This window comes from Moraxella sp. I5G, from assembly GCF_055193055.1.
Map to the genome: position 1 here is coordinate 31,856 of NZ_JBUXLH010000016.1, position 22,520 is coordinate 54,375.

Annotated in this window: 17 protein-coding genes; 7 read left to right on the forward strand and 10 right to left on the reverse strand. The window is 37.8% G+C overall.

Annotated elements, in window-relative coordinates; genetic code table 11:
- The 5 genes from ACZBKJ_RS08725 to dxs form a co-directional block, all read right to left on the reverse strand.
- Complete coding sequence (locus ACZBKJ_RS08725) at positions 1-903, reverse strand: ABC transporter permease (protein WP_463200660.1); 903 nt, start codon at positions 901-903, stop codon at positions 1-3.
- A gap of 78 nt (positions 904-981) precedes the next feature.
- Positions 982-2,004, reverse strand: coding sequence for an ABC transporter substrate-binding protein (locus ACZBKJ_RS08730; protein ID WP_463200661.1), 1,023 nt, complete (start codon positions 2,002-2,004; stop codon positions 982-984).
- Between the two features lie 100 nt (positions 2,005-2,104).
- Positions 2,105-3,784: a D-lactate dehydrogenase gene (gene dld, locus ACZBKJ_RS08735; protein WP_463200663.1), complete on the reverse strand. Its 1,680-nt coding sequence runs from the start codon at positions 3,782-3,784 to the stop codon at positions 2,105-2,107.
- A 19-nt stretch (positions 3,785-3,803) separates the two neighbouring features.
- Positions 3,804-4,637, reverse strand: a complete 834-nt coding sequence (locus ACZBKJ_RS08740) for an inositol monophosphatase family protein (protein WP_463200664.1) — start codon at positions 4,635-4,637, stop codon at positions 3,804-3,806.
- A gap of 128 nt (positions 4,638-4,765) precedes the next feature.
- On the reverse strand, positions 4,766-6,880 hold the full coding sequence (dxs, locus tag ACZBKJ_RS08745) for a 1-deoxy-D-xylulose-5-phosphate synthase (protein WP_463200681.1): 2,115 nt from the start codon (positions 6,878-6,880) through the stop codon (positions 4,766-4,768).
- A gap of 185 nt (positions 6,881-7,065) precedes the next feature.
- Here dxs and ribA point away from each other — a divergent pair, with 185 nt between their 5' ends.
- The 7 genes from ribA to accC all read left to right on the forward strand — a co-directional run bounded on the left by ribA (position 7,066) and on the right by accC (position 14,145).
- Entirely contained in the window at positions 7,066-7,701 is a 636-nt protein-coding gene (ribA, locus tag ACZBKJ_RS08750) for a GTP cyclohydrolase II (RefSeq protein ID WP_463200665.1), read from the forward strand.
- Positions 7,702-7,787: 86 nt separating this feature from the next.
- The gene (gene lnt / locus ACZBKJ_RS08755; protein WP_463200667.1) at positions 7,788-9,413 is read left to right on the forward strand and encodes an apolipoprotein N-acyltransferase; all 1,626 of its coding nucleotides are present in this window, start codon (positions 7,788-7,790) and stop codon (positions 9,411-9,413) included.
- 143 nt (positions 9,414-9,556) lie between these two features.
- Positions 9,557-10,018, forward strand: a complete 462-nt coding sequence (locus ACZBKJ_RS08760; protein WP_463200668.1) for a hypothetical protein — start codon at positions 9,557-9,559, stop codon at positions 10,016-10,018.
- Positions 10,019-10,231: 213 nt separating this feature from the next.
- A complete protein-coding gene (locus ACZBKJ_RS08765; protein WP_463200670.1) occupies positions 10,232-11,557 on the forward strand; it encodes an MATE family efflux transporter in 1,326 nt (441 codons plus the stop codon).
- Positions 11,558-11,636: 79 nt separating this feature from the next.
- Positions 11,637-12,254: an LOG family protein gene (locus ACZBKJ_RS08770; RefSeq protein WP_463200671.1), complete on the forward strand. Its 618-nt coding sequence runs from the start codon at positions 11,637-11,639 to the stop codon at positions 12,252-12,254.
- 113 nt (positions 12,255-12,367) lie between these two features.
- Positions 12,368-12,796, forward strand: a complete 429-nt coding sequence (accB, locus tag ACZBKJ_RS08775; protein ID WP_463200682.1) for an acetyl-CoA carboxylase biotin carboxyl carrier protein — start codon at positions 12,368-12,370, stop codon at positions 12,794-12,796.
- 8 nt (positions 12,797-12,804) lie between these two features.
- Positions 12,805-14,145: an acetyl-CoA carboxylase biotin carboxylase subunit gene (gene accC, locus ACZBKJ_RS08780; RefSeq protein WP_463200672.1), complete on the forward strand. Its 1,341-nt coding sequence runs from the start codon at positions 12,805-12,807 to the stop codon at positions 14,143-14,145.
- A gap of 57 nt (positions 14,146-14,202) precedes the next feature.
- On the opposite strand, the gene ACZBKJ_RS08785 is transcribed toward accC, so the two are convergent.
- The 5 genes from ACZBKJ_RS08785 to ACZBKJ_RS08805 form a co-directional block, all read right to left on the reverse strand.
- Entirely contained in the window at positions 14,203-15,975 is a 1,773-nt protein-coding gene (locus ACZBKJ_RS08785; RefSeq protein ID WP_463200673.1) for a hypothetical protein, read from the reverse strand.
- Between the two features lie 62 nt (positions 15,976-16,037).
- Entirely contained in the window at positions 16,038-18,500 is a 2,463-nt protein-coding gene (locus ACZBKJ_RS08790) for a hypothetical protein (protein ID WP_463200674.1), read from the reverse strand.
- Between the two features lie 159 nt (positions 18,501-18,659).
- Positions 18,660-20,186, reverse strand: a complete 1,527-nt coding sequence (locus ACZBKJ_RS08795) for an acetyl-CoA hydrolase/transferase family protein (RefSeq protein WP_463200676.1) — start codon at positions 20,184-20,186, stop codon at positions 18,660-18,662.
- A gap of 132 nt (positions 20,187-20,318) precedes the next feature.
- Complete coding sequence (locus ACZBKJ_RS08800; RefSeq protein ID WP_463200678.1) at positions 20,319-21,722, reverse strand: surface lipoprotein assembly modifier; 1,404 nt, start codon at positions 21,720-21,722, stop codon at positions 20,319-20,321.
- Positions 21,723-21,803: 81 nt separating this feature from the next.
- On the reverse strand, positions 21,804-22,520 hold a 717-nt coding region (locus tag ACZBKJ_RS08805), incomplete at its 5' end, for a transferrin-binding protein-like solute binding protein (RefSeq protein ID WP_463200679.1).

The following is a 22,520-nucleotide window of genomic DNA, read 5'->3' on the forward strand; positions in this document are numbered from 1 at the left end:
TTATTTCCCCCTTTTTATCGCGTGAAATAATTTGGCACGAACCTTTGGCAAAAGCAATGCACTAGCAACCAAAAGCGCGGTAACTAAATTTAAATCTTGTGGACCAAAACCAATGTTACGAAGGGTTTGACTAGATAAGGCAACTTGAACCAATAATTTATAAATCACCGCACCAACCACAGTAGCCAAAGTGATTAAAAACATCTTTTTGGCATTTAATACCGTTTCACCAATAATCACTGCTGCCAAACCAATCACAATGGTACCAATACCCACAGAAACATCTGCACCACCTTGCGTTTGTACAAATAATGCACCTGATAGTGCAATCAAACCATTACTAATTGCCATGCCCAAAATTACCATCAACGGCGTATTGATACCTTGGGCTTGCGCCATTTTAACGTTAGAGCCAGTTGCGCGCATAGCAAGTCCAGATTCGGTGCTAAAAAACCAGTCCAAAAGTAATTTAACTACCATGACAACTGCTGCAGCGACAACAGCACGCTCCCAATCGCCATTACCATCGATGATAAAGGGGCTAAAGACTGTTGACTCTCCCAGTAATGATAAATTTGGAGCCCCCATGATGCGTAAATTAATGGCATACAACGCTGTCATGACCAAAATACCTGCCAATAGATGTAAAATACCCATTTTAACATTTAGCCAAGCAGTAACAACGCCTGCCATCGCTCCAGCAAGCATACCAAAACCACACGCTAGCCAAGGATTCACCCCCGAAGTAATCGCAACAGCTGCCACCGCACCACCTAAAGGAAAACTACCGTCAGCAGTTAAATCGGGAAAATCTAAAATGCGAAAGGAAATGAGCACACCCAGTGCCATCAAAGCGTAAATAAATCCACTTTCTAACGCCCCAAAAAAGGCAATCCAAGACATAACAACCCCAAATATAAATAAAACACACGCCTAAACCCAATTTAAGCGTGTATTTTGTTAAAATCTCATAAATCGTGCTTACTCTACCACTTTTTTGGCTTTTTCTAATATTGATTGTGGTATCGTAATACCTTGCTCACTCGCACTTTTTTTATTAACCATTAGGTCTAATTCTTTGGCATGATAAACTGGAATTTGACCTGGTTTTTCACCTTTTAAAATCTTAGCGGTAATTTTACCTGTTTCTGTACCAAGTTGATGATAATTAACCCCCAAAACAACGGCTGCTCCACGCTCAACCACACTAGGGTCAGATGAAATTAAAGGAATTTTTGCTTCTTTGGCAACTTTAGCAAGTGCCTCATAAGCATTAATGACATTATTGTCTGTTGATGTATAAATTACATCCACTTTTCCCACCAAACTATGGGCTGCCATCGCAATATCGCCTGATTTTTGGGCGGGCGCCTCAATAATATTCAGTCCCATTGCGGTTGCTTTTTCTTTTAAAAGTTTCAGTATCACGGTTGAGTTAACCTCGCCGGGGCTATAAACAAAACCAATATTTTTTACTGATGGAATGGTCTCTTTAATCAACTCAAGCTGCGGCTCAAGTGGTAATGCATCGGATGCGCCAGTTACGTTTGTGCCAGAACCGTCTAATTTTGGCACAAGTTTTGCTTCTAAAGGGTCAGTAATTGCTGAAAATACAACAGGAATGGTATTGGTATTGGATACGATAGCTTGAGCTGATGGCGTAGCAATAGCGATAATCACATCGGGATTTTCAGCAACAAACTGTTTGGCAATTTGAGCGGTAGTTGCCATATTGCCCTGTGCTGACTGAAAGTTGATAGTTAAATTTTGACCTTCTTTAAACCCTTCATCTGCCAACGCCTCTAAAGCGCCCTTACGTACTGCATCTAAAGACGGATGTTCAACAATAGCAGTAATGGCAATTTTTTTAGCATCTGCTGACGTACTGGCGTTTTGAGCTTTATCTGCTGGTGATTTATCACCTGTACACGCAAATAAACCCATGCACAACAACCCCACGCTAAGCAATTTGGAAAATTGAAACGATTTTACTGCTATGGTCATAAAAAACCCTTATTGAAAATTCAAACAGTCTAAATAGGCAATCAAAACGATAATTATAAATCACAAAACTACTGATTGACAAGCAATTTCATCGCCACAATTAACAGCAGCCCCAATTTTTCTCTTTACTGGTTTTACCAATACCAATATTAAAAGTATTGGTTGGGTCTAATGATTGATAAAAATCCGCCAACGGTTTCTCAGCGGTATACAAATGCCCAACGTTATGTTCAGCAGGATATTTTGCACCACGTTTAGCAAGCAATTGTAAAATTTCATGCTCAACTTCTAACCAGTTATGACCTTTTTTGACGATATAATCTTGGTGGAAGACGTGGCAAAAAAAGTGTCCATAATATAATTTGTGTAAAATTTTGGCATCAAGTTCATCAGGCAAAACTTCAAACCAATCATCATCGTTTCTACGAAGTGCCACATCAATAGCAGCAATGTCTTCGACCGTATCTGTATGTACCGCTCGATAACGCACTGCAGCACTAGCAACTGCAAAGCGGTGCAACATAGCAGCATTAGCCTCTTTTGAAGAACATTCAAAATAATCACTTTGACTGTCTTTGAATACATCTGTTAAATAGCTAATAGTTTGCTGAATGCTGTTTTTAGATACTTTTAAAATCAAATGATGGTCAAATTTTTGACGAAAATCCAAGATTCTTTGGGGTAAATGATTGCCGCCAAATTTGGATAAACACTGCATGACATTATCAGTAAAATGCTGTCCTAAGAAAGGAATATTTTTAGCAAAATTATCAGTCTTGGCTTTTAAGGAGAATAATTTAGGCAAATTTTTTGTACCAAAACGCTCAATGGCCAAAAATGTATCCTTACCATAGACACACGCCATATCAAAAGCATCTTTATGAATGTATTCGCCAGAAATGGGTAGATGCTCAAACTGACTTAAAATATCTTTGCGGAGTTTGGCAAGTTTTTTGGTGCCATTTGTACCAATATAAAAAACCTTCGCACCTTCTTCTTTTACAAATGTGTCCAAGCGTACTGCAAAAACTGCTAATTTTCCTGCTGAACCTGATGCCTCAAAATGGCGATGGCTATCTGCGTTAAAGCGAGCAGGAGTATCCTCACCAACGTCTCTTACGTGATTTTGATAGGTATTATCATGACCGCGTTTGCCATTTTTAATACTGGTAGGTTGATAATTGGCATTTTGTAAATTAATTAAAATTTCTTCAGGTGTATTGCCCAACTCAATATCCAAGTGATTAATCAGTTGTAATTTACCGTCTTTATCCACCTGAGCAAACAATGCCATTTCTGTAAAAGCAGGTCCTCTCTGAACCAGTGCGCCACCTGAATTATTACACACCCCACCGATGACCGAAGCTCCAATACAAGATGACCCAATCACTGAATGCGGCTCACGCCCATGTGGTGATAACAAACTTTCTAATTCATTGAGCGTGGAAGCTGGCAAACAAATAACTTGGGTGGCGTTATTAATCAGCTGTATCCCTTTGATTTTCATAACATTAATTACAACTGTGTCACGAGAGGTGTCGGTGGGTGTCGAGCCGCCTGTTAAACCTGTATTTGCCGCCTGAGAAATCATAACTACGTCGTGTTTTACACAAACTTGGAGTACTTGCCAATATTGTAGTAGTGTTGTTGGCATGACCACACAAACCGCTTTACCCTGACCAAAACGATAACCATGAATAAATCGTTGCATTTGCCCAGATTTGGTTAAAACGTTATGTTTGCCAACAATATTTGCGAGCGAATCGGTCAAAGTAGTCATACAGTTGCCTATTTTTGATTTAAGAATTAAATACACCTTGCCAAGTTGGAATCACAAGCTGCATCAAAGGTTTTAGTAATTTTGGGTTGCACGCAAAAATAGAACCTAAAGAGATGGCGTTATTTTCACCTGTGCGACTTACTACTGTACCATGTGCTTCATTAACAATCAGTTCGCCCGCTGCAATATCCCAAGGCTTAATGGACATCTCAAAATATCCATCAAAACGCCCAGCCGCCACATAACACAAATCCAACGCTGCCGAACCCAAACGACGAACTTGACCGCCATTTTCACAAATCACTTGCAAACTTTGAAAGTGCTGGCTAGCAAAGCTGACCTTTTTACCATCTATGATGCGCTCATAAGGATGACCAGTAGTAAAAAGACCGCCAGCAATGGTTGTGCGTTCAGATACTTGAAGACGACGCTGATTAAATCTAGCGCCCTGTCCACGACTTGCAGTAAAAAGTTCATCACGCACTGGGTCGTAAACCACACCATGTTCAGTAATGCCGTTTTTTTGCACTGCAATGGATACACAAAAATGCGGAACGCCATGCACAAAATTTTGCGTGCCATCTAATGGGTCAATAATCCAACACCAATCTTTATCATTTCCCTTGCCTTCTTGCAAACCAAATTCTTCGCCAAGATATGAATGGTTTGGATAACTTTCTTTTAATAATTTGATGGTAAGTTCTTCAGCATAACGGTCAATTTGTGTAACCAAGCCATCAAGCCCTTTGGATTCCACCATCAATTCAATACGATGACGGTTTTGATGAGCTCGTAAAATTTCATAGCCCACTTTTTGAGCAACTTGTGATGCTATGATAACCATAGGTTCCATAATTTCCCCTTAGATACTGAAAAATGTTAAGTTTTGTTAAATGTTAAGTTTTGTTAATAATCGCCAATTTTAGCCACAAGTTCTCATTGTATCATGCTGACAGATTTTATACTAGCATGCAAATCAATTCAAAACACATGCACAAATTCATTGATTGCTTGATAAATGCCCGTTTTGTCTAAACCACACGCCTGCAATTGCTCAGCATGACTTGCATGAGCCACATAAACATCCGCAATGGCTAAATTTTTAACATATACAGTATAATTTTTAGCAAGTAGATATTCATTCACCGCGCTACCCGCTCCGCCCATTAATTGATGTTCTTCTACAGTCATAATATGTGTAGTACCATTTTGAATTAATGCGTCTAATAAATCACCATCCAAAGGTTTTACCCAACGCATATCAACAACTGTAATGCCTGTATCGGTGTTTTTTTGTAAAAAATCCTCACTTGCCGCAAGTGCATCATGCAGTCTCGTACCAAACACCAAAACTGCCAATTTTTTGGTTGAATTGTGGGTAGTTTGCAGCACAATATTTGCCTTACCAATACAAAAATCATCACCACCTTGACCAATTTCACGTCCCACACCCGCACCTCTAGGGTAGCGAACCGCTGATGTGCCTTGATAGTCATAACAAACCTTTAATAAGTGATAGCACTCGTGTTCATCACTTGGTGTGGCAATAATCACATTGGGCAAGCAGCGCATGAATGCTAAATCAAACACGCCTGCGTGTGTAGCGCCATCCTCACCAACTAGTCCCGCCCTATCTATTGCAAACGTCACATCCAGATTTTGCAGCGCTACATCGTGAACCAACTGGTCATAACCACGCTGTAAAAAGGTGGAATAAATTGCCACTACAGGTTTAATACCCATGGTTGCCATGCCTGATGCTAGCGTTACTGCGTGCTGTTCGGCAATAGCAACATCAAAAAATCTTTGAGGATACATCTTAGCAAATTCGACCATTCCCGAACCTTCGCACATTGCAGGCGTGATGGCAACTAAATTTTGGTCTATTTTTGCTGTATCACACAACCATTGCCCAAAAATCTGAGAGTATTTTTTGGGTTGGGTTTTGGGTATTGAAATGGTTTGTGATTTTGGTAATTTGCCAATCGCATGATAGCCAATTGGGTCTTGTTCTGCTGGTAAAAATCCTTTACCCTTGATTGTATGCACATGAATCAAAACCGCACCCGATAGCTTTTTGGCACGCTCAAACACAGTGATGAGTTTTTCCAAATCATGACCATCAAAAGGTCCTAAATAAGTAAATCCAATGGCTTTAAATAAATTATCTGCAAAGACATGCTCAGATAGTTTTTCGGCAATTTTATCAGGTAAAGGAACAGCTGGCGTATTTTTTCCCAAAAAACCGCCAATGGTTTCACCAATACGCTCTGTAATTTTTGTTGGTAGTTTATCAGATAAATTTTCAAGAGCATCATTTGCCATATGTAAATAATGACGAACTCTCCTATCATCGGCACTGATGGCGCGTTTGGTCATTAAAATATTACCGTGTTTATCAATATCCATTGCCAAACCATGTTGCCACAGTTTTGCTAAATGCCGTGAAAATCCACCAATCGCCTGAGATATCGACATGTCATTATCATTTAAGATAACTGTTAAATTGGCATTTTGCTGAACAGCATCATTCATTGCCTCAAACGCCATGCCACCTGTCATTGCTCCATCGCCTATTACACAAACCACCTTATCTTGTTTATTAAGTAAGCGGTTAGCAAGGCTGATACCAAGACCTGCTGAGATTGATGTTGATGAATGACCCACCCCAAAAACATCAAACACGCTTTCATGGCGTTCTGGAAACGCTGTCAAGCCATCTTTAGCGCGAATGCTAGCAAGCCTATTTTTTCTGCCTGTCAAGAGTTTATGCGTGTAAGCTTGATGACCCACATCCCAAATAATTTTATCATTAGGAGCATTTAATACCCGATGCAAAGCAATGGTTAATTCAACTACGCCCAAATTTGCGCCAAAATGCCCACCACTGATTCCTACACAATACAACAAATAAGCACGCACTTCATCAGCGAGTTGATCTAATTCATCAATAGATAATGATTTTAAATCGCAAGGAAAATCCACCTTATCTAAAATTGGTGTATCTGGTTTTGTGGTTAAGATTTCACGAAAAACTTTAGCTTGGCGTTGTTTTTTGTCTGCTGTTTTTGTGCTACTGGCTGGCGTATTTGGCATGGCGGGCTTGTTTCCAAAATAATCAAACATAAGATAATTTTTTGATATTTTACAAGATAGCCTTTACTTTTGCTAGAAAAACGCCAAATATTGTGATATTTTTCACATATTTTTCATTTTAGCCTTTGACTTATCATTTGGTTATTTACTCATTTATTTTTTTTCTTCATTTGTTGGAGTATGTTTTGTATCAATTTATCAGCAGTGCCAAATTGCCCACTATACATGGTGAATTTACCATTAGTGCTTTTGAAAATGAACATGGACAAGAACACATCATGTTAAGCACAGGTCTGCCTTGTGATGACAAAATTCCTTTGATTCGCATCCACTCAGAATGTTTAACAGGCGATGCCTTTGGTTCGTTAAAATGCGACTGTGGTCCTCAACTTAATTATGCCATGAAAGCCATCATACAGCATGGCGCTGGGGCTATTTTGTATTTACGCCAAGAAGGGCGAGGCATTGGATTGGTTAATAAAATTCGAGCCTATGCCCTACAAGACCAAGGGCATGATACACTAGAAGCTAACTTACTTTTAGGCTTACCAGCTGATGCGCGTACCTATGAAATGTGTCAGGTTATGTTTGGCCATTTTAACATAAAAAAAATCGCTCTTTTGACCAATAATCCGAATAAAGTCAGTGAATTAGAAAGCATGGGTATTGAAATTGTCAAAAGACAACCTTTGATTGTTGGCGTCAATCCACACAATGAACAGTATCTACAAGTCAAAGCTGATAAAATGGGACATTTGATTTTTAACTTAGCTTCTCATCCATCACCTCACAATCATTGCATCAACACAAACAAAAAATAACAAATAAAGAGATAATTGTAATATTAAGCCAAATATTAGTAATGATTTCTTGCTAGAATATAGCGTTTTTTCATTTATTTTTTGCCATGATTAAGCTGTTTTCATCTTCACCAAAATCCAGATTCAGCACTCGACGTGCTGCACGTCAAAGACGCCATCAACCTAAGCCCATCCCACTAATTTATCCCATGATTTTGGCATTGATGGCAGGTTTAACCTTTGGTTTTGCTTTAGCGCCTTATCATCTGTGGGTTTTGGCTATCACTTCACCCATGATTTTATACATTATTTTAGTCAGTGAAGAAAACAGTCGCCGAGCATTTTGGGTGGGTGAAGCTTATGGTTTTGGCGTATGGATTTTTGGCGCTTTTTGGCTATATCATTCCATTTACCATTATGGCAACGTTCCATTTGCTTTAGCAATTTTAATGATAGTTGCAATGGCAATTATCATGGGATTGTTTCATGCATTTATGGCGTGGTCTTTTGTGAAATTTTTGGGTCGTCAGCCTTTAGCTTTTGCAGGCCTATGGATTATCCAAGAATCTGCCAAAACTTGGGTTTTAACAGGCTTTCCTTGGCTATTTGTAGGTTATGCATTTACCGAAGTGCCTTTAATGACAAGTTTTGCGCCCATTACAGGGGTTTTTGGAATCAGTTTTTTAGCGGTGCTGCTTGGTGCATCTTTAGTGGAGATATTTCGCAAAAAATACACTTATTTTGCTATCAGTAGTGTGCTATTGATGGTGGGTGCTGCATTATGGTTTATCAATCCATCTTGGACGACCAAAACTAAAGAAACGCTGAGCGTCTCTTTAGTCCAAGGTAACATTCCTCAAGATTTAAAATGGCAAGAACAATATCTTTTGGATACGTTGGCAATTTATGATGATTTATCACAAAATGAATGGGGACAAGACATCGTACTTTGGCCAGAAGCCGCCATCCCTTTATTTCAAGATGAAGCAAAAGACTACATTAACGCTTTAAAAAATAAAGCAAATCATGCTGGCAGTGCTTGGATATTTGGCATACTATATCGCGATACACAAAATTTTAACCCAAAAACCCAAGCCTACCCTAAAGCTTATAACAGCGTCATGGCAGAAGGTCAAGATGCAAACGGTCTGTATTTCAAACAAAATTTAGTGCCATTTGGAGAATACATTCCTTTTTCTGGGCTGCTAGATTTACTGCCAGATTTAGCGGGAGCAAATTTAGTCAGTCTTAGCAAAGGTGAAACCAAACAAGACCTTTTGACTGTAAAAAATAAAAAAATAGGGGCAGCAATTTGCTATGAAGTAGCTTATCCTGACACCACGCGCCGTAACGCCAAAGACAGTGGATTATTATTAACCATTTCTAATGATGCATGGTTTGGCACAACCAACGGCCCTCACCAACATCTGCAAATGGTGCAAATGCGCAGTTTGGAAACTGGACGCTGGTTTATTCGAGCTACCAACAACGGAATCACTGTACTGATTGACGAAAAAGGCAATATCATAAAACAAGCACCGCAATTTGAACGAACTGTATTACGCGGGACTGTACCAACATTTACTGGAAATACGCCGTTTATGTACGTGGGCAGTATGCCAATTTTGTTGATTTGCGCTATACTGATTTGGTTAAGTTATATTGCCAAAAAATACAGTGGTCAAAGCAGTGCCAATCAATTAATTTACACAGCTGATGGCGTGCAAGACTAAAAAATGATAAAACTCAATAAAATAGTCATCAAAACCACAAAGCCATTGTACAAAAATATAAAAATTGGTATATAATAGCGAAATGATACTTAATTTTTGAGTAACTTAATATTTAATAAACCCATCTTGATGACAGGTGATTTATGGCACATGATGCTTCAAATAACAACCCAGCAAAAGAGACTGTACATGCCCTTATTGGCATTGTTGTATTACTAACAATTATTTCAAGCATTGCAATATCTGCATGGTTTCGCCCTGCTGGTAATCATGAACTTGCAACCACGCCTGCCACCGTTCATGGCAAAGCACTAGAAGAAAAGTTACAAGCTATTGATGCGCCAAAAGCAGAAGAACCTAAGGCGCAAGAAGCGACAGCAGAAGCAGAAAAACCAGCTGAAGATAAAACTTCTGACAAAGCAGATGAGGCAAAACCAGCAGAAGCCGAATCAAACAATCAAGCTGAAGCAAAAGCTGATGATAAAGGCGCTGATAAAGCTGCAGAATCCAAAACTGACAGTGAAAACAATGCTGCATCAGATAAAACACCAACAGACAACCAAGCTGAAGCAAAAGCTGATGATAAAGGCGCTACCACAAAATAAGGTGGCGCACATAAATAATTATTAAATCATATAAATAATGATGAAAAACCATTCATTACGGCAATTTAAATTAAATTGCCGTTTTGATTGCGCTTTTTACGACCTCTCAATACTATTGGCGTTTTTATAAGTGCATGTATCTGCCCGCCTTTTTTGCATTTATCTTCATGCGACCATCTTTTTACCAGTTCACTGGTCTAAACCTACCTAAATATGCATATCATCAGCTATCAAAAAATATTTCAGATTGCTACATTTGCAATTTTGACTGGTTTTATCACACCCTTGCAAGGATTGATTGATATTGCTCTTATCGCTCAATCAGGCAATACCGCTGAACTTTCAGCGATTGGGCTGGCAACACAGCTTTTAGCAGTAGTATTTGTCAGTTTTAATTTTTTACAATACGCCACATCTGGACAAACCGCTCAAGCAATTGGGCAAAAAACAACTAGCGCCTCTATTCTTATTGCGATTTGGTGGCGCGCTTGCTTAATAGCATTGGTTTTTGGATTACTGCTGTTTGTGTCTCAAAAAGTCATCAGCAATTTAGGATTGTCATTGTTATCAGGAAGCTTTCAAGCCAAACTTGCTGCCCAAAACTATTTATCTGTACGTTTTTTGGGTGCACCCGCCCAACTGATTTATTTTAGCATTTCAGGATTTTTAATTGGTCTTGGTCAAACTCGATTACTATTTTTAGTACAAAGCAGTTTGACTTTAAGTAATATCATATTAAGTTTGGTGTTTGTCAAAATTTTTCATCTTGGTATCGTGGGCATTGCTTTGGGTACAACGATAGCATTTTGGATGGGCGTATTTTGGGGAATATGGCTTATCAAACGTCAATTAAGATTATCCATAAAAGAATTTTTCTCATTTAAAAAACAAGAATTTACCAAAAGTAAACTAAAACAGTTGCTGACGCTCAATAAAGATATTTTTATTCGCACACTGATTTTAACCTTATGTTTTGCATGGATAACCAAACTGGCTAGCTTGCATGGGGATGTTTTTTTGGCAAGTTATACTCTACTAATGCAAATTATGACTTTATCAGCATACGCCTTAGATGGCATTGCTCTTGCAACAGAAACCCTATGTGGTATGGCTATTGGCAAGCAAAAGCGATTGGTATTTTATCTTGCTGTTAAAAAAACTGGAATTATTATTGCAATTTTTGCTTGTATTTTGAGCATAATTTGGTTTTATGGCATTGATGTATATCTGCATCTACTTGCAAAAAATCCGTCTGTTTTTGCTGTTGCCAAACAACATAGTGGTTTTGTAATTATTTTACCAATCATTGGAGTTTGGGCATATTGGCTTGATGGTGTATACTTTGGAGCAACCGCAGGTCAGCAAATTCGTTGTGCTTACCTATTATCAGGCGCGCTATTTTTTATTGGCAGCGTCCTTTTATCCATATATTTTTCAACCATAGCGATTTATCTTAGTATTTATTTATTATTCATACTACGAGCTGGTTTTTTAGGTGTTTTTTTGCCCAAACTCATGGCAATCAAATTTTCCCAATAAGCTCAAATAAAGCAGATTACCCTTTAATTTTTATAAAATTACCCCCATCTATCTTCAATTTGATACATTGTGAAATAATATGAATTCAATGCAAAATATCACCGTTTATTGCGGTTCAAATCTAGGATTAACACCTGATTATTATTACGCTGCCAAACAAATGGGCAAAGCCATTGCAAAACGTGGTAGTCACTTGGTTTATGGTGGTGGTAGTGCAGGTTTAATGGGCGTTTTGGCAGACAGCGTTTTAGAGCATGGTGGACTGGCAACGGGTGTAATCCCACATTTTTTAGACGAAAAAGAAGTTGCACATAAAGGCTTAACCAAGCTGATTATGACAGAAACCATGTCGCAAAGAAAACTTAAAATGATTGAGTTGGCTGATGCCTATATTGCCATGGCGGGCGGGCTTGGCACATACGAAGAACTATTTGAGGTTTTATCCAATGCTCAATTAGAACTGGATAACAGCCCGATTGGCCTGCTAAACACCAATGGTTTTTTCAATCCTTTGTTGGATTTACTTAAAAATACCGCAGATTGTGGCTTTATGCCTGCTGATAATCTTAAATTAGTTTGCGTCAGCGATGACCCTGAAATACTTTTGAATCAAATGGCACATTATACACCAACTAAGACCATCAAATGGCAACATCCTGATTGGTATGATGAATTGATTAAAAATCCAAAAAATTAATGAACAATTGTACTAAATTTGTTAAAATAGGCAAAACTTACCATAAAACCTAGTCGGTTTTGCAAAAATTTGTTACAATAAAGGTTATTTTCGTTTTTACAAAGGTGGTCATGATGGACATCAATCAAATCCGTGAACTTATTGATTTAATGGAAGAAAAAGATTTAGCCAATCTTGAATATGGCAATGATGAAAGCTATATTCATCTGACACGTAATGTCGCCGTACAAACCGCCTTTGTCCCTCAAGCCGTCGCTCCAACCCCTACAGCTACGCCTGTTGCATCTGAAACTAAAGTTATAAACGGCAAAGTAGAAAACTCACCAATGGTTGGTGTATTTTATTCAGCACCAAGTCCTAATGACCCGCCATTTGTTAAAGTTGGTCAAGAAGTAGAAGCTGGCGACCAGTTAGGGATTATTGAAGCAATGAAAATCATGAATCCCTTAGAAGCTACACAAAGTGGCATCATTGAAGAGATTTTAGTATCTAATGGTGAGGTGGTACAATTTGGTCAGCCTGTGATTCGCTATAAAGCCTAAGGTGCATTATGATTAAAAAGTTATTAATTGCCAATCGTGGTGAAATAGCTCTACGAATTGTACGTGCTTGTAAACAGCTTGGCATTCAAACCGTGGGCGTTTATTCAACCGCTGATAAGGATTTGATGCACTTACGTTTTGTTGATGAAGCGGTTTGTATTGGCAATGCGCCTTCATCGCAAAGTTATTTAAACAGCAATGCCCTACTTGCAGCCGCTGACATTACAGGAGCGGATGCCATTCATCCAGGCTATGGTTTTTTATCTGAAAATGCTGACTTTGCCGAAAAGGTAGAGGAGGCAGGTTTAACCTTTGTTGGCCCACATCCTGACCACATTCGCTTAATGGGCAATAAAGTATCAGCCATTAACGCCATGAAAGAAGCTGGCGTACCCACCGTACCAGGTTCAGTTGGTGCAATCACCCTACACAATGCTGAAGAGCAAGCTCGTAATATTGGCTTTCCTTTGATTGTAAAAGCAGCGGCTGGTGGTGGTGGTCGCGGTATGCGTGTGGTAGAACGATTTGAAGAACTAATCCATCAAGTTCAAGCCGCAAAAGCTGAAGCCGAAAGTGCGTTTGGCGATGATACTGTTTATATGGAAAGATTTCTCAAAAATCCTCGCCATGTTGAAGTTCAGGTGTTAGGTGATGGTAATGGCAATGCCATTCATTTATTTGATAGAGATTGTTCATTACAACGTCGCCACCAAAAAGTACTTGAAGAAGCTCCGGCTCCAAGCATTGCTGATGACATCAAAGCGCCTATTTTAGAAGCCTGTGTACGTGCATGCAAACAAATTGGTTATCGTGGTGCTGGAACATTTGAATTTTTATACGAAAATGACCAGTTTTTCTTTATTGAAATGAATACCCGTGTTCAAGTAGAACATCCTGTTACTGAAATGATTACAGGCATTGATATTGTTGTTGAGCAGCTAAAAATTGCGGCAGGTTATGGACTATCCTACCATCAAGATGAAATTAACATCCGCGGACATGCTTTAGAATGCCGTATTAACGCTGAAGACCCTAAAAACTTTATGCCCTGCCCGGGCCGCATTGATACTTTATTTGCGCCAAGCGGTTCGGGGGTGCGTTTCGATTCGCATCTGTATCAAGGTTATACCATACCCAGTTATTATGATTCCTTGATTGGTAAATTAATTTGCCACGCACAAACTCGCAGACAAGCGGTTGCAAAAATGTTGCACGCCTTAGATGAACTGGTTATTGAAGGTATTAAAACCAACATTCCTTTGCATCGCGATGTGATTTTGCAAGATGAAGCCTTTACCGAAGAAGCTCAAAACATTCATTACCTAGAAAACCATTTATTAAAATCTTAAAATTAAACAAAAAATTAAAGCCCAATTTTATAACTGGGCTTTAATTTTAAATGACCATTATGGCTCTTGATTGTCTTTGTTATCACTATCATCATCCAATAAAGGCGTTTCATCAGATTGCTTATCAATCCCTTGGTTGCTATCCATATCCAATAATGCCAACAAGATTGACAAATATTTATCATCGCTATTTTTAATTTTTTGAACCAAATCATTTTTATAGTCTAAAATATTTACACTATTTTGCTCATTTGGTATTTGATGAATGCTTGGTAAGCGTGAAAATTTGCCAAGTTCTTTTTTATCTTGATGCAATTGAGTAAAATTATCTAAAAAAACTGCTTTGTCTTGTGTTACTGATGACAATTTAGCTGGCAAAGATTTATCCCAAGACAGTCTTTGATGTATCCAAGTTACCTTGCCATTTTCAATACCATAATGACTGATTGCAGGTGAGCTATTTTCCCCTTCTGTTAAATTAATAGCTTCCGTTACATAACGGTCTATTTCATCATTCACACGCTTTAATAACAAAACAGTTAAAGCCTTGCTGTTCATTTTGGAAAACAAAGCTTCTGCCATATTCTGATTTTTTGATTCATCTTGCTGAAGATTGCTGACATGAATTACACTTTCACCTTCGCGAATATAACGCTCAAAAAACCGATTGGTGTATATACCCAGCGCGTTTTCAAGCGTTAATTCAGGATATTTTTTAGTAATTTCATGATAAAAAGTATCTAAAAAGACGTAACGGCTATAAGCTTTATCTTTTTCAGTGATTTGGGTTCGAACGATATAAGGTGTATTATGAATGACCGTTTGGGCATTTTGGGGTAGATTTTGATAAATTAGGGGTGTTTTAGTTAGTTCTTGTTCATCAATTTTAGCAAAACTATGTTGTGGCAATGCCAAAAACGCTTCTGCTTTTGCCCGAATAAAAGCTTTTACCAATTCTTTAGTAAAATCTTTAGGGAGACTACCATCGTTAATAGAAAGATATAACCATTTATTTTGCCATTGGTCGCCTAACGTTTTATCCAAAAGACGGTTATTCGCCAGTGCTAAGTTATCCGCCCAAAAATAAATTCTACCCTCTTTTGCATCAACATAAATTGGCTGATTTACCATCGCATCAATGTTTTTTGCTTGATAGGTAAAAGTAGGTAAAGCAGTGATGGTACCTTTATACGGTTCATAACGTCCTGTAATTGTAACATGGCTAGGTTTAAGCAAATATTCCTCCAACAACTGAGAGGTTTTATCATCTTTGTCAAACGCTTTGGTAACTGCCTGTTCTTGGATGTGTTTATCACTTTGCTCTAAAAAAGCATTTGCTCGATTTTGAGGGCTTTGATCTTTTGTTTTTTCATAAAAATCTTTAAAGTCAAATGTTTGATATGTGTTTTCTTTGTCACGACACGCCTTATAATCCTGAAGCAACGCATCAGTTTTATCGTGATACTCTTCAAATTTAATATCTTTATTTTGCTGTTTCGCTTCTTTTGCTAATTTAATATAAGCTGTATCATGAATCGTTTCACAGTTATCATAAGCTTTATTATTTGTATCGTCTTCAATAAAATTTTTATCTTTAGAGTCTGCCTTGTTATTAAAAACGTAAACATCGGTTTGATATGAAAAAGCTGAACGTACTTGGGTTTGTAACGCCATTGCCAAAACATTTTTAGGGTCTAGTGGAGTGGGCAAAACAGGCATATCTGCATTTGTAGATACTGTTTTTGGCGTTTTGACTACCTTAGGAGTTGTTGTAGCACAAGCAGTTAAAACCACACTAACAGCCAAAGTCAATAGTTTGATTTTATTCATTATTTTTTTCCTTGATGAATAAGCTGGATTTTTATTTCAATGGTTATTTTGCAGGTTATAACCTATGGCTTCACGTCAGAAACATCACTGTCATCATCTAAACCAACATCATCATAGCCACTATCGTAATTACTATCATAATCGTCATCCATGCGCGCAAGTTCTGCTTGACTTTGGAATCGATGCTCATCTATTTTATTTTTCAGCCAAGTTGTACCATCAAATGTCGGTTTTGGGGCGGTTTTATCAAAAGCTTGTGCAAATTTACCCGCTAATGGATGAGTATCAAAAATCGCCTTATCAAAACGAATCTGATTAACCATCTGATGGCTAACATCTTGAATGTCATCATCTATCGCCATAAAAGTCTGTACTGCGATAAGTTTGCCTGTGTTGTCTAAATACAAATAACTGTTTTGCGTTAAAGAAAATGGAATCAATCCTTCTAACATCTGAAACAGTCCACCCACATCATTAGCACGATGTGCTGATGAAAATAATGCAAAATCATCAATGGCTTTTTTGATTTTATCAGTTTGCGTTTTTTGTTCTTGTGATTTTTGAGTTGGTTTTTTGTCAGTTTGTTTGGTTATATCAGGGTAAAAATCAGGATGATTGTCTACATACTGTTTTAAATTTATAGCTGTTTTTTTAGCAATCACATCTAAGATTTTACCTTGTTCTTTACTGCTTAAATTGATTTTAATAACCTGATTTGCTCCAATTTCTTTGGCATATTTATCTTTAGATAAATCCATTTTGGTGAAATCTTGAGGATTTAAATCTGCAATTGCTGCCAAAATACCTTCATTAATGGCCTCATAAATGACATCTGTGGGAATTTTTTGACTGAGTGTTGGCGGCAATGCAAAGGTCATTCGTCCATCAGCAACCTCGTTAGGTAGCGGTGCATTTTTTGGATTGATTAAAGCAACAACGGGTAGAAGTGCGGATACATCTGCGTTAATTGCCCCTTGTTTAAAATCAAATTCTATTGGCAACTGTATAGACTGTTTGGCAGTTGCAGATTCATAATCCAATGACACCAAACCAGTTGCCACTTTCGCCTTTGGATTATGATGCCAAAGTCCTGTTGTTACTGTATGATTGTTTTGATAAATGTTTTGGGCGTGAATTTGTTCAGGTGTCTTTTTAGCATGATTTAGCATACTTGAAATCACATTTTTTAGAAAACCATCATAAAGTTCATCTTTAGTAGTTTGTTTTTGTCCTTCACTCTCCTTCATCTCTTTGTACAAAGTAAGCCATCCTGACAGTCCGCGATATTTATAATAATCCTTTAAATAATCAACGCCTTCGCTACGAATATAAGCATCTACCTCATACAAACGTTCCCTCGCATCAGAAAAAGTTTCTAATGTTTGCTCTTCATTATCGATAGCTGTCCCTGCACATGTGGCATAATCAACATAACTTTGTAAAAATTCATCAGCATTATAAGTATAATTTTTACCCAATTTGCGTAAGGCTGCTTGTCTATCTATGGACGACTGAGAACATTGTTTAATTTTACTGGTAGTGTCCAAAAATTCTTTAGTATATCCATTTTTGGTGTAACTTGATGGTTCAAGAATTTGTGTAATATCAAATTGGTCTCTACATCTTACAAAGTTATAATGCACCGCATCATACTTTTCAAGTGATTCATCTTCCAGTGTTTTTGGTTGACGTCCTGGTTTCATAATATCTGCCAAACCTGTCTTATATTCAGCTAAACAACTGGTCAGATGATGAATATCATTCACCTGATAACCTTGGGCTTGTTTTAAAAGCTGATTGGCAGTTTTGGTCACAGCTTTTTGACACTGATTCAGTTCTTTTTGAGCTTGTTGGATTTTCTTATCTTTATTGTCAATATTTGGATTGCCTGACACAGCAGCGTCCACGCTGTAACTAGCATCATAAACACAAAAGCGAATGTCTGTATCTAAAGAGTTAATTTTTTCATTGATTTGAGCATAATCCTCCCCCATACCCACCTGTCTAGTCACCGTTTTGGGGCTGCGCTCCAACATTTCGTCATCATAGCGCAAATAAGGCAACTGACTTTTATCATGAGCAGACTCACTGGCTTCTTCCAATAAATCATCTTTATCTGATATTAAATTTTCAGTTGGCAAATAATCATCTTGGCTACGAAACCCTTTGCTATCAATGCTATTTTTGTTTCGGCGATATTCTCGCACTTTGATAACGCTTGTCCAGATGCTATCAGCATTTTTATCCACACTATCCTTGGTGTATAAAGATGACATTTGGTAATAGTAATTTGAAACAGCAAAACGCTCATTATGTAAATGTTCATCTAGCGCCTGTAGAACCGATGTTTTTGCAGAATCCGCTTGTTTATAATCAAAAAATAAATCTTTGGCGCTGTCTGGAATCACATTATCAGTATAATGATTGATTGCTATTTGTTCGTTTTTAATACTTTGACAGGCTGTCAGCATCAGCACAGCAATCATCATCACACCATATTTTAGGCTAAATTTTGAGACAAGCATAAGATTTCCTTGCAATTTTATTGGTGTTAAACTTTACAGATTATACACAAAAAGCCTATTAAAACCTAGTTTTTTAATCTGAATTTTTCAGGGTATCATCACAAATCTCTAAAAAAAACACCACCCAAATTTAGGGTGGTGTTTTTATCAAAAAAGCAATTATTTAATGCGCATATCGCCTGTTTCCACAAAACGCTGATGCCATGACAAGGCTTCAAGTAGTAGATGTGGGGTGTGGATACCGCCTGATTTTGTGCTTGCTTTTTCAGCACGCTCATAATAATCACGTAACATATCGCGATAATCAGGATGTGAGCAGTTTTCAATGATTAATTTAGCACGCTGACGTGGTGATTTGCCACGTAAGTCCGCCATACCCTGTTCAGTGATGATAAACATAACATCGTGTTCAGTATGGTCGTGGTGCGATACCATCGGTACGATGGCGGAAATTGCTCCATTTTTAGCAGTTGATGGGCTAACAAACATGGAGAAAAAACCATTACGTGTAAAATCGCCACTACCACCAATACCATTCATCATCTTAGTGCCCATGATATGTGTAGAATTGACGTTACCATAAATGTCTGCCTCAATCATGGCATTCATGCCAATAATACCCAAACGGCGAATCAGTTCTGGGCTGTTGGTAATTTCCATAGGGCGTAGGACAATCTTGTCACGTAAAAATTCAATATTGTCGTTAAAACGTTGTAAAGCATCTGGACTAAATGACAATGCTGTTGCTGAGGCTGACTTCATCTTACCTGCAATAATAAGGTCAAGCATTCCGTCTTGAAGTACTTCGGTATAGCCTGTCAAATCTTCAAACGGTGCATCTAATAAGCCCGCCAAAACAGCATTGGCAACATTACCAACACCTGATTGCAATGGCAATAGATTTTTTGGTAGACGACCTGCTTTTACTTCATGGCTAAAAAAGTCAATAATTTGAGCAGCAATGCGTTTTGATGTTTCATCTGGATCGGCAAATTTGCTATTGCGGTCGCTTGCATTTGTAAAGACGATTGCCACAATTTTATCCAAATCACATTCCAAATAAGGGCTACCAATACGGTCAAACGCTTGAGTGACTGGAATAGCCTTACGATGCGGAGGTGTGCCAACATCAAAATAAATATCATGCATGCCTTCTAAAAGTTCATTTTGGGCAGTATTCACCTCAATGATGACTTTTTTAGCAGCTTTTAAAATTTCATTATTATGACCAATACCCATGGATGGAATGATTTTGCCATCTTCGGTAATGCCTGTTGCCTCAATAATCGCCACATCCATATCGCCATAAAATCCTTGACGAATTTGCTGTTCAACGTGTGATAAATGCATGTCCTGATATGCGATATTACCCACATTGATGTTATTTCTTAAAGTTGGATCAGATTGAAAAGGCGAACGAAAACTCAAGGCTGAAGCCTCAGCCAATACACCATCACATTCGGGGGCGGTTGATGCACCTGTTACCATGCGAATGGCAAACTCTTTACCCTCTACGTGATGAGCTTTAGCACGGTTTGCAATCGCTGTTGGCAAAGCCTTTGGGTAACCTGCGCCTGTAAAACCACTAATTCCAACAAGCATGTCATGCCCAATAAATTCTGCCGCTTGCTCAGCAGTCATTACTTTTTCGCGAAGTCCTAGATGTTTGATACGTTCAATAGACATAATGATATTTCCTATATATTACACAGGGGTATGATACAGATTTATGACCAGCCAAAACAGTCAAAAATTTTTTTGATTGTATCATAACTTTTTGCAAAAAAATAATTAAATCGTAAAAATCTTAATCTGTAATTAAAACGATTTTTCAAAACTGATAAAAACTTGATTTTTTTGAGTGCTATACATTGAAGGAATATTACTGTTGGTTTTTTTGTATTGGTAATTGATACGTGGAGTCACACCAAAAAAATACCAATCGCGCTTCCAAAGCGCAATATTGAGTAAGAATTCATCATCTTTTCGCACGACATCCAAAGGGATAATACCACCAATCACGGCTTTATCTTGATATTGGCGTTTTCCAAAATTTACCCCAATACGACTGGAAACACCCTTCCCCCATTCCTGTCCTACCCCCATACGCATGGCTTGATAATGATAAGTCTGATTTTTTTCTTGTGTATTTTCTTGACTGACATCTGCTCCAAAATATACATAACGTTTGGCATTCACAAGCCATAAATAGGTTGCTGATAGTAAACGACTGTTGCCATTTAGCTGATGATAATCGTCATAGTTGTTTTTAGTATATTCTAAAGCTGTTGATAGCTGATGAGATGATGATAACCAGTGAGTATATTCACCTCGCACACCATACGATGATTTGTAGCTTTGATTGGCATAAGAACGTTTCTCATAAAATGGTAAGACCGCCCAACGGTTTTGGTCATTTTGATATAAATAACCTAATGAAGTACGATTAATAATGTCATTATAATCCTGATTATCCCAATAATATTTACTTATCAAATCATTTTCTGCGCGTACATAATGGTTACCCGATAAATTAAAATCTTTTTGAATATCCAATCCAAAAGAAACACCTGTTGCTGACTGCGGAAACATTTGTTGGCTTTTTTTAAAGGGTGTATCACCAATAAAAGGGGCGTGATTGGCGTTGTTAATATTATTATCATTCAAATAACTTAACGATAGGTTAATTTGAATTTGGCTTTGTTTTTGGATAGCATTTAGATATAAATCTGATAACTTTTGCACAAGCTCAGGCGGATTTTCACTTTTAACCTTTTCAAATTGACTTTTGGCAGCAATCATTTGTTTATCATCAAACAACACTTTGGCAAGCTCAAAGCGAATTGCATTAAGTGATGGGTTATCTGATAAAATTTTGCGATAAATTCTAATTGCCTGTTTTAACTGTAAACGCTTTTCATATAAAACTGCTTGTGCGTATTGCACCATAATTTTATCAGCATTAGGCAATTCTTGATATTGTGATAATAGCTGTTGAATAACTCTATCATCTTTTTGTAAAATTGCTTGACCCAAACGATGTTCAATATCATCATTACTTGTATCAATATGATTGTATATGTTGGTGATATTTTGGGTTTTAATGGATTGTTTAGGGGCAATTGGCAAAGCAATTTTAGTATTATCATCTAAATTTGGCAACGTATCTGCATAAGCGGATAGTAGTAAGGTGGGGTAGATTAGTAATAAAGCAGCTTTCATTGGGTATTCCGATGGTGTAGAACTGATAAAAACAAAACCCTTTTTAAGGGTTTTGTTTGGTTGTATTGTCCGATATCAAGATTATTCTACTTTTTTAGCACTAAAAACCGCACCCAAGTCTACTGATGCAACTGCTACTTGACCCGCAAGCTCTCTAGCACCTTGACCCATAAATTTACCATCATAAGTTCCTGCATAATCTCCAATAGCTGCCTTGCCATCAAATGCCAGTGCGCCATCAGCATTGCGAATACTGGTCTCAAGTAGACTAATCGTTGCTTGACCATTAGAGATATTGCCTGAGATTTTTTTGGTATCAAAATCAGCAGTCATATTCACTACTGCTTGCGATGGACCATCACCTCCATAGCGATTACTATTTCTATCGGCAACCATAAAACCTTGACCAACATATTCCGCTTGTCCTTTTAGTGTCTCCAGCTCATTAGCATTGGTAGCTTTACCACCATACGTATAAAGATAATCTGGTTTCCACCAACCCTCACTATCAACACTGATAAGAGCAATGGCAGAATTTGATAAATGATTGCTATAGATTTGATAAGTTAGGTCTTTCTTTTTAATTGAGTCGCTAACTTGCACCCCTGAGTTATCCATAACTAAAATAGAATACATTGGATCGCTGACTTGTCCTTTATCATCAGTGGTTTTAGCTAGTAAATCTTTAAAATTATTCGCAGCTGCTAACCGATTAGCAAAATAACTGTTATGATATGTGAAGTCTTTTGGCTGGATAAATTCAGCTTTTGCCTTAGCTTCAGCTTCTAAACGAGCTTT

Excerpts from the sequence above, each read along its gene's own strand:
- ACZBKJ_RS08725 (WP_463200660.1), bottom strand. The coding sequence starts at position 903 with ATGTCTTGGATTGCCTTTTTTGGGGCGTTAGAAAGTGGATTTATTTAC.
- ACZBKJ_RS08730 (WP_463200661.1), bottom strand. The coding sequence starts at position 2,004 with ATGACCATAGCAGTAAAATCGTTTCAATTTTCCAAATTGCTTAGCGTG.
- dld (WP_463200663.1), bottom strand. The coding sequence starts at position 3,784 with ATGACTACTTTGACCGATTCGCTCGCAAATATTGTTGGCAAACATAAC.
- ACZBKJ_RS08740 (WP_463200664.1), bottom strand. The coding sequence starts at position 4,637 with ATGGAACCTATGGTTATCATAGCATCACAAGTTGCTCAAAAAGTGGGC.
- dxs (WP_463200681.1), bottom strand. The coding sequence starts at position 6,880 with ATGCCAAATACGCCAGCCAGTAGCACAAAAACAGCAGACAAAAAACAA.
- lnt (WP_463200667.1), top strand. The coding sequence starts at position 7,788 with ATGATTAAGCTGTTTTCATCTTCACCAAAATCCAGATTCAGCACTCGA.
- ACZBKJ_RS08760 (WP_463200668.1), top strand. The coding sequence starts at position 9,557 with ATGGCACATGATGCTTCAAATAACAACCCAGCAAAAGAGACTGTACAT.
- ACZBKJ_RS08765 (WP_463200670.1), top strand. The coding sequence starts at position 10,232 with ATGCATATCATCAGCTATCAAAAAATATTTCAGATTGCTACATTTGCA.
- ACZBKJ_RS08770 (WP_463200671.1), top strand. The coding sequence starts at position 11,637 with ATGAATTCAATGCAAAATATCACCGTTTATTGCGGTTCAAATCTAGGA.
- accB (WP_463200682.1), top strand. The coding sequence starts at position 12,368 with ATGGACATCAATCAAATCCGTGAACTTATTGATTTAATGGAAGAAAAA.
- accC (WP_463200672.1), top strand. The coding sequence starts at position 12,805 with ATGATTAAAAAGTTATTAATTGCCAATCGTGGTGAAATAGCTCTACGA.
- ACZBKJ_RS08785 (WP_463200673.1), bottom strand. The coding sequence starts at position 15,975 with ATGAATAAAATCAAACTATTGACTTTGGCTGTTAGTGTGGTTTTAACT.
- ACZBKJ_RS08790 (WP_463200674.1), bottom strand. The coding sequence starts at position 18,500 with ATGCTTGTCTCAAAATTTAGCCTAAAATATGGTGTGATGATGATTGCT.
- ACZBKJ_RS08795 (WP_463200676.1), bottom strand. The coding sequence starts at position 20,186 with ATGTCTATTGAACGTATCAAACATCTAGGACTTCGCGAAAAAGTAATG.
- ACZBKJ_RS08800 (WP_463200678.1), bottom strand. The coding sequence starts at position 21,722 with ATGAAAGCTGCTTTATTACTAATCTACCCCACCTTACTACTATCCGCT.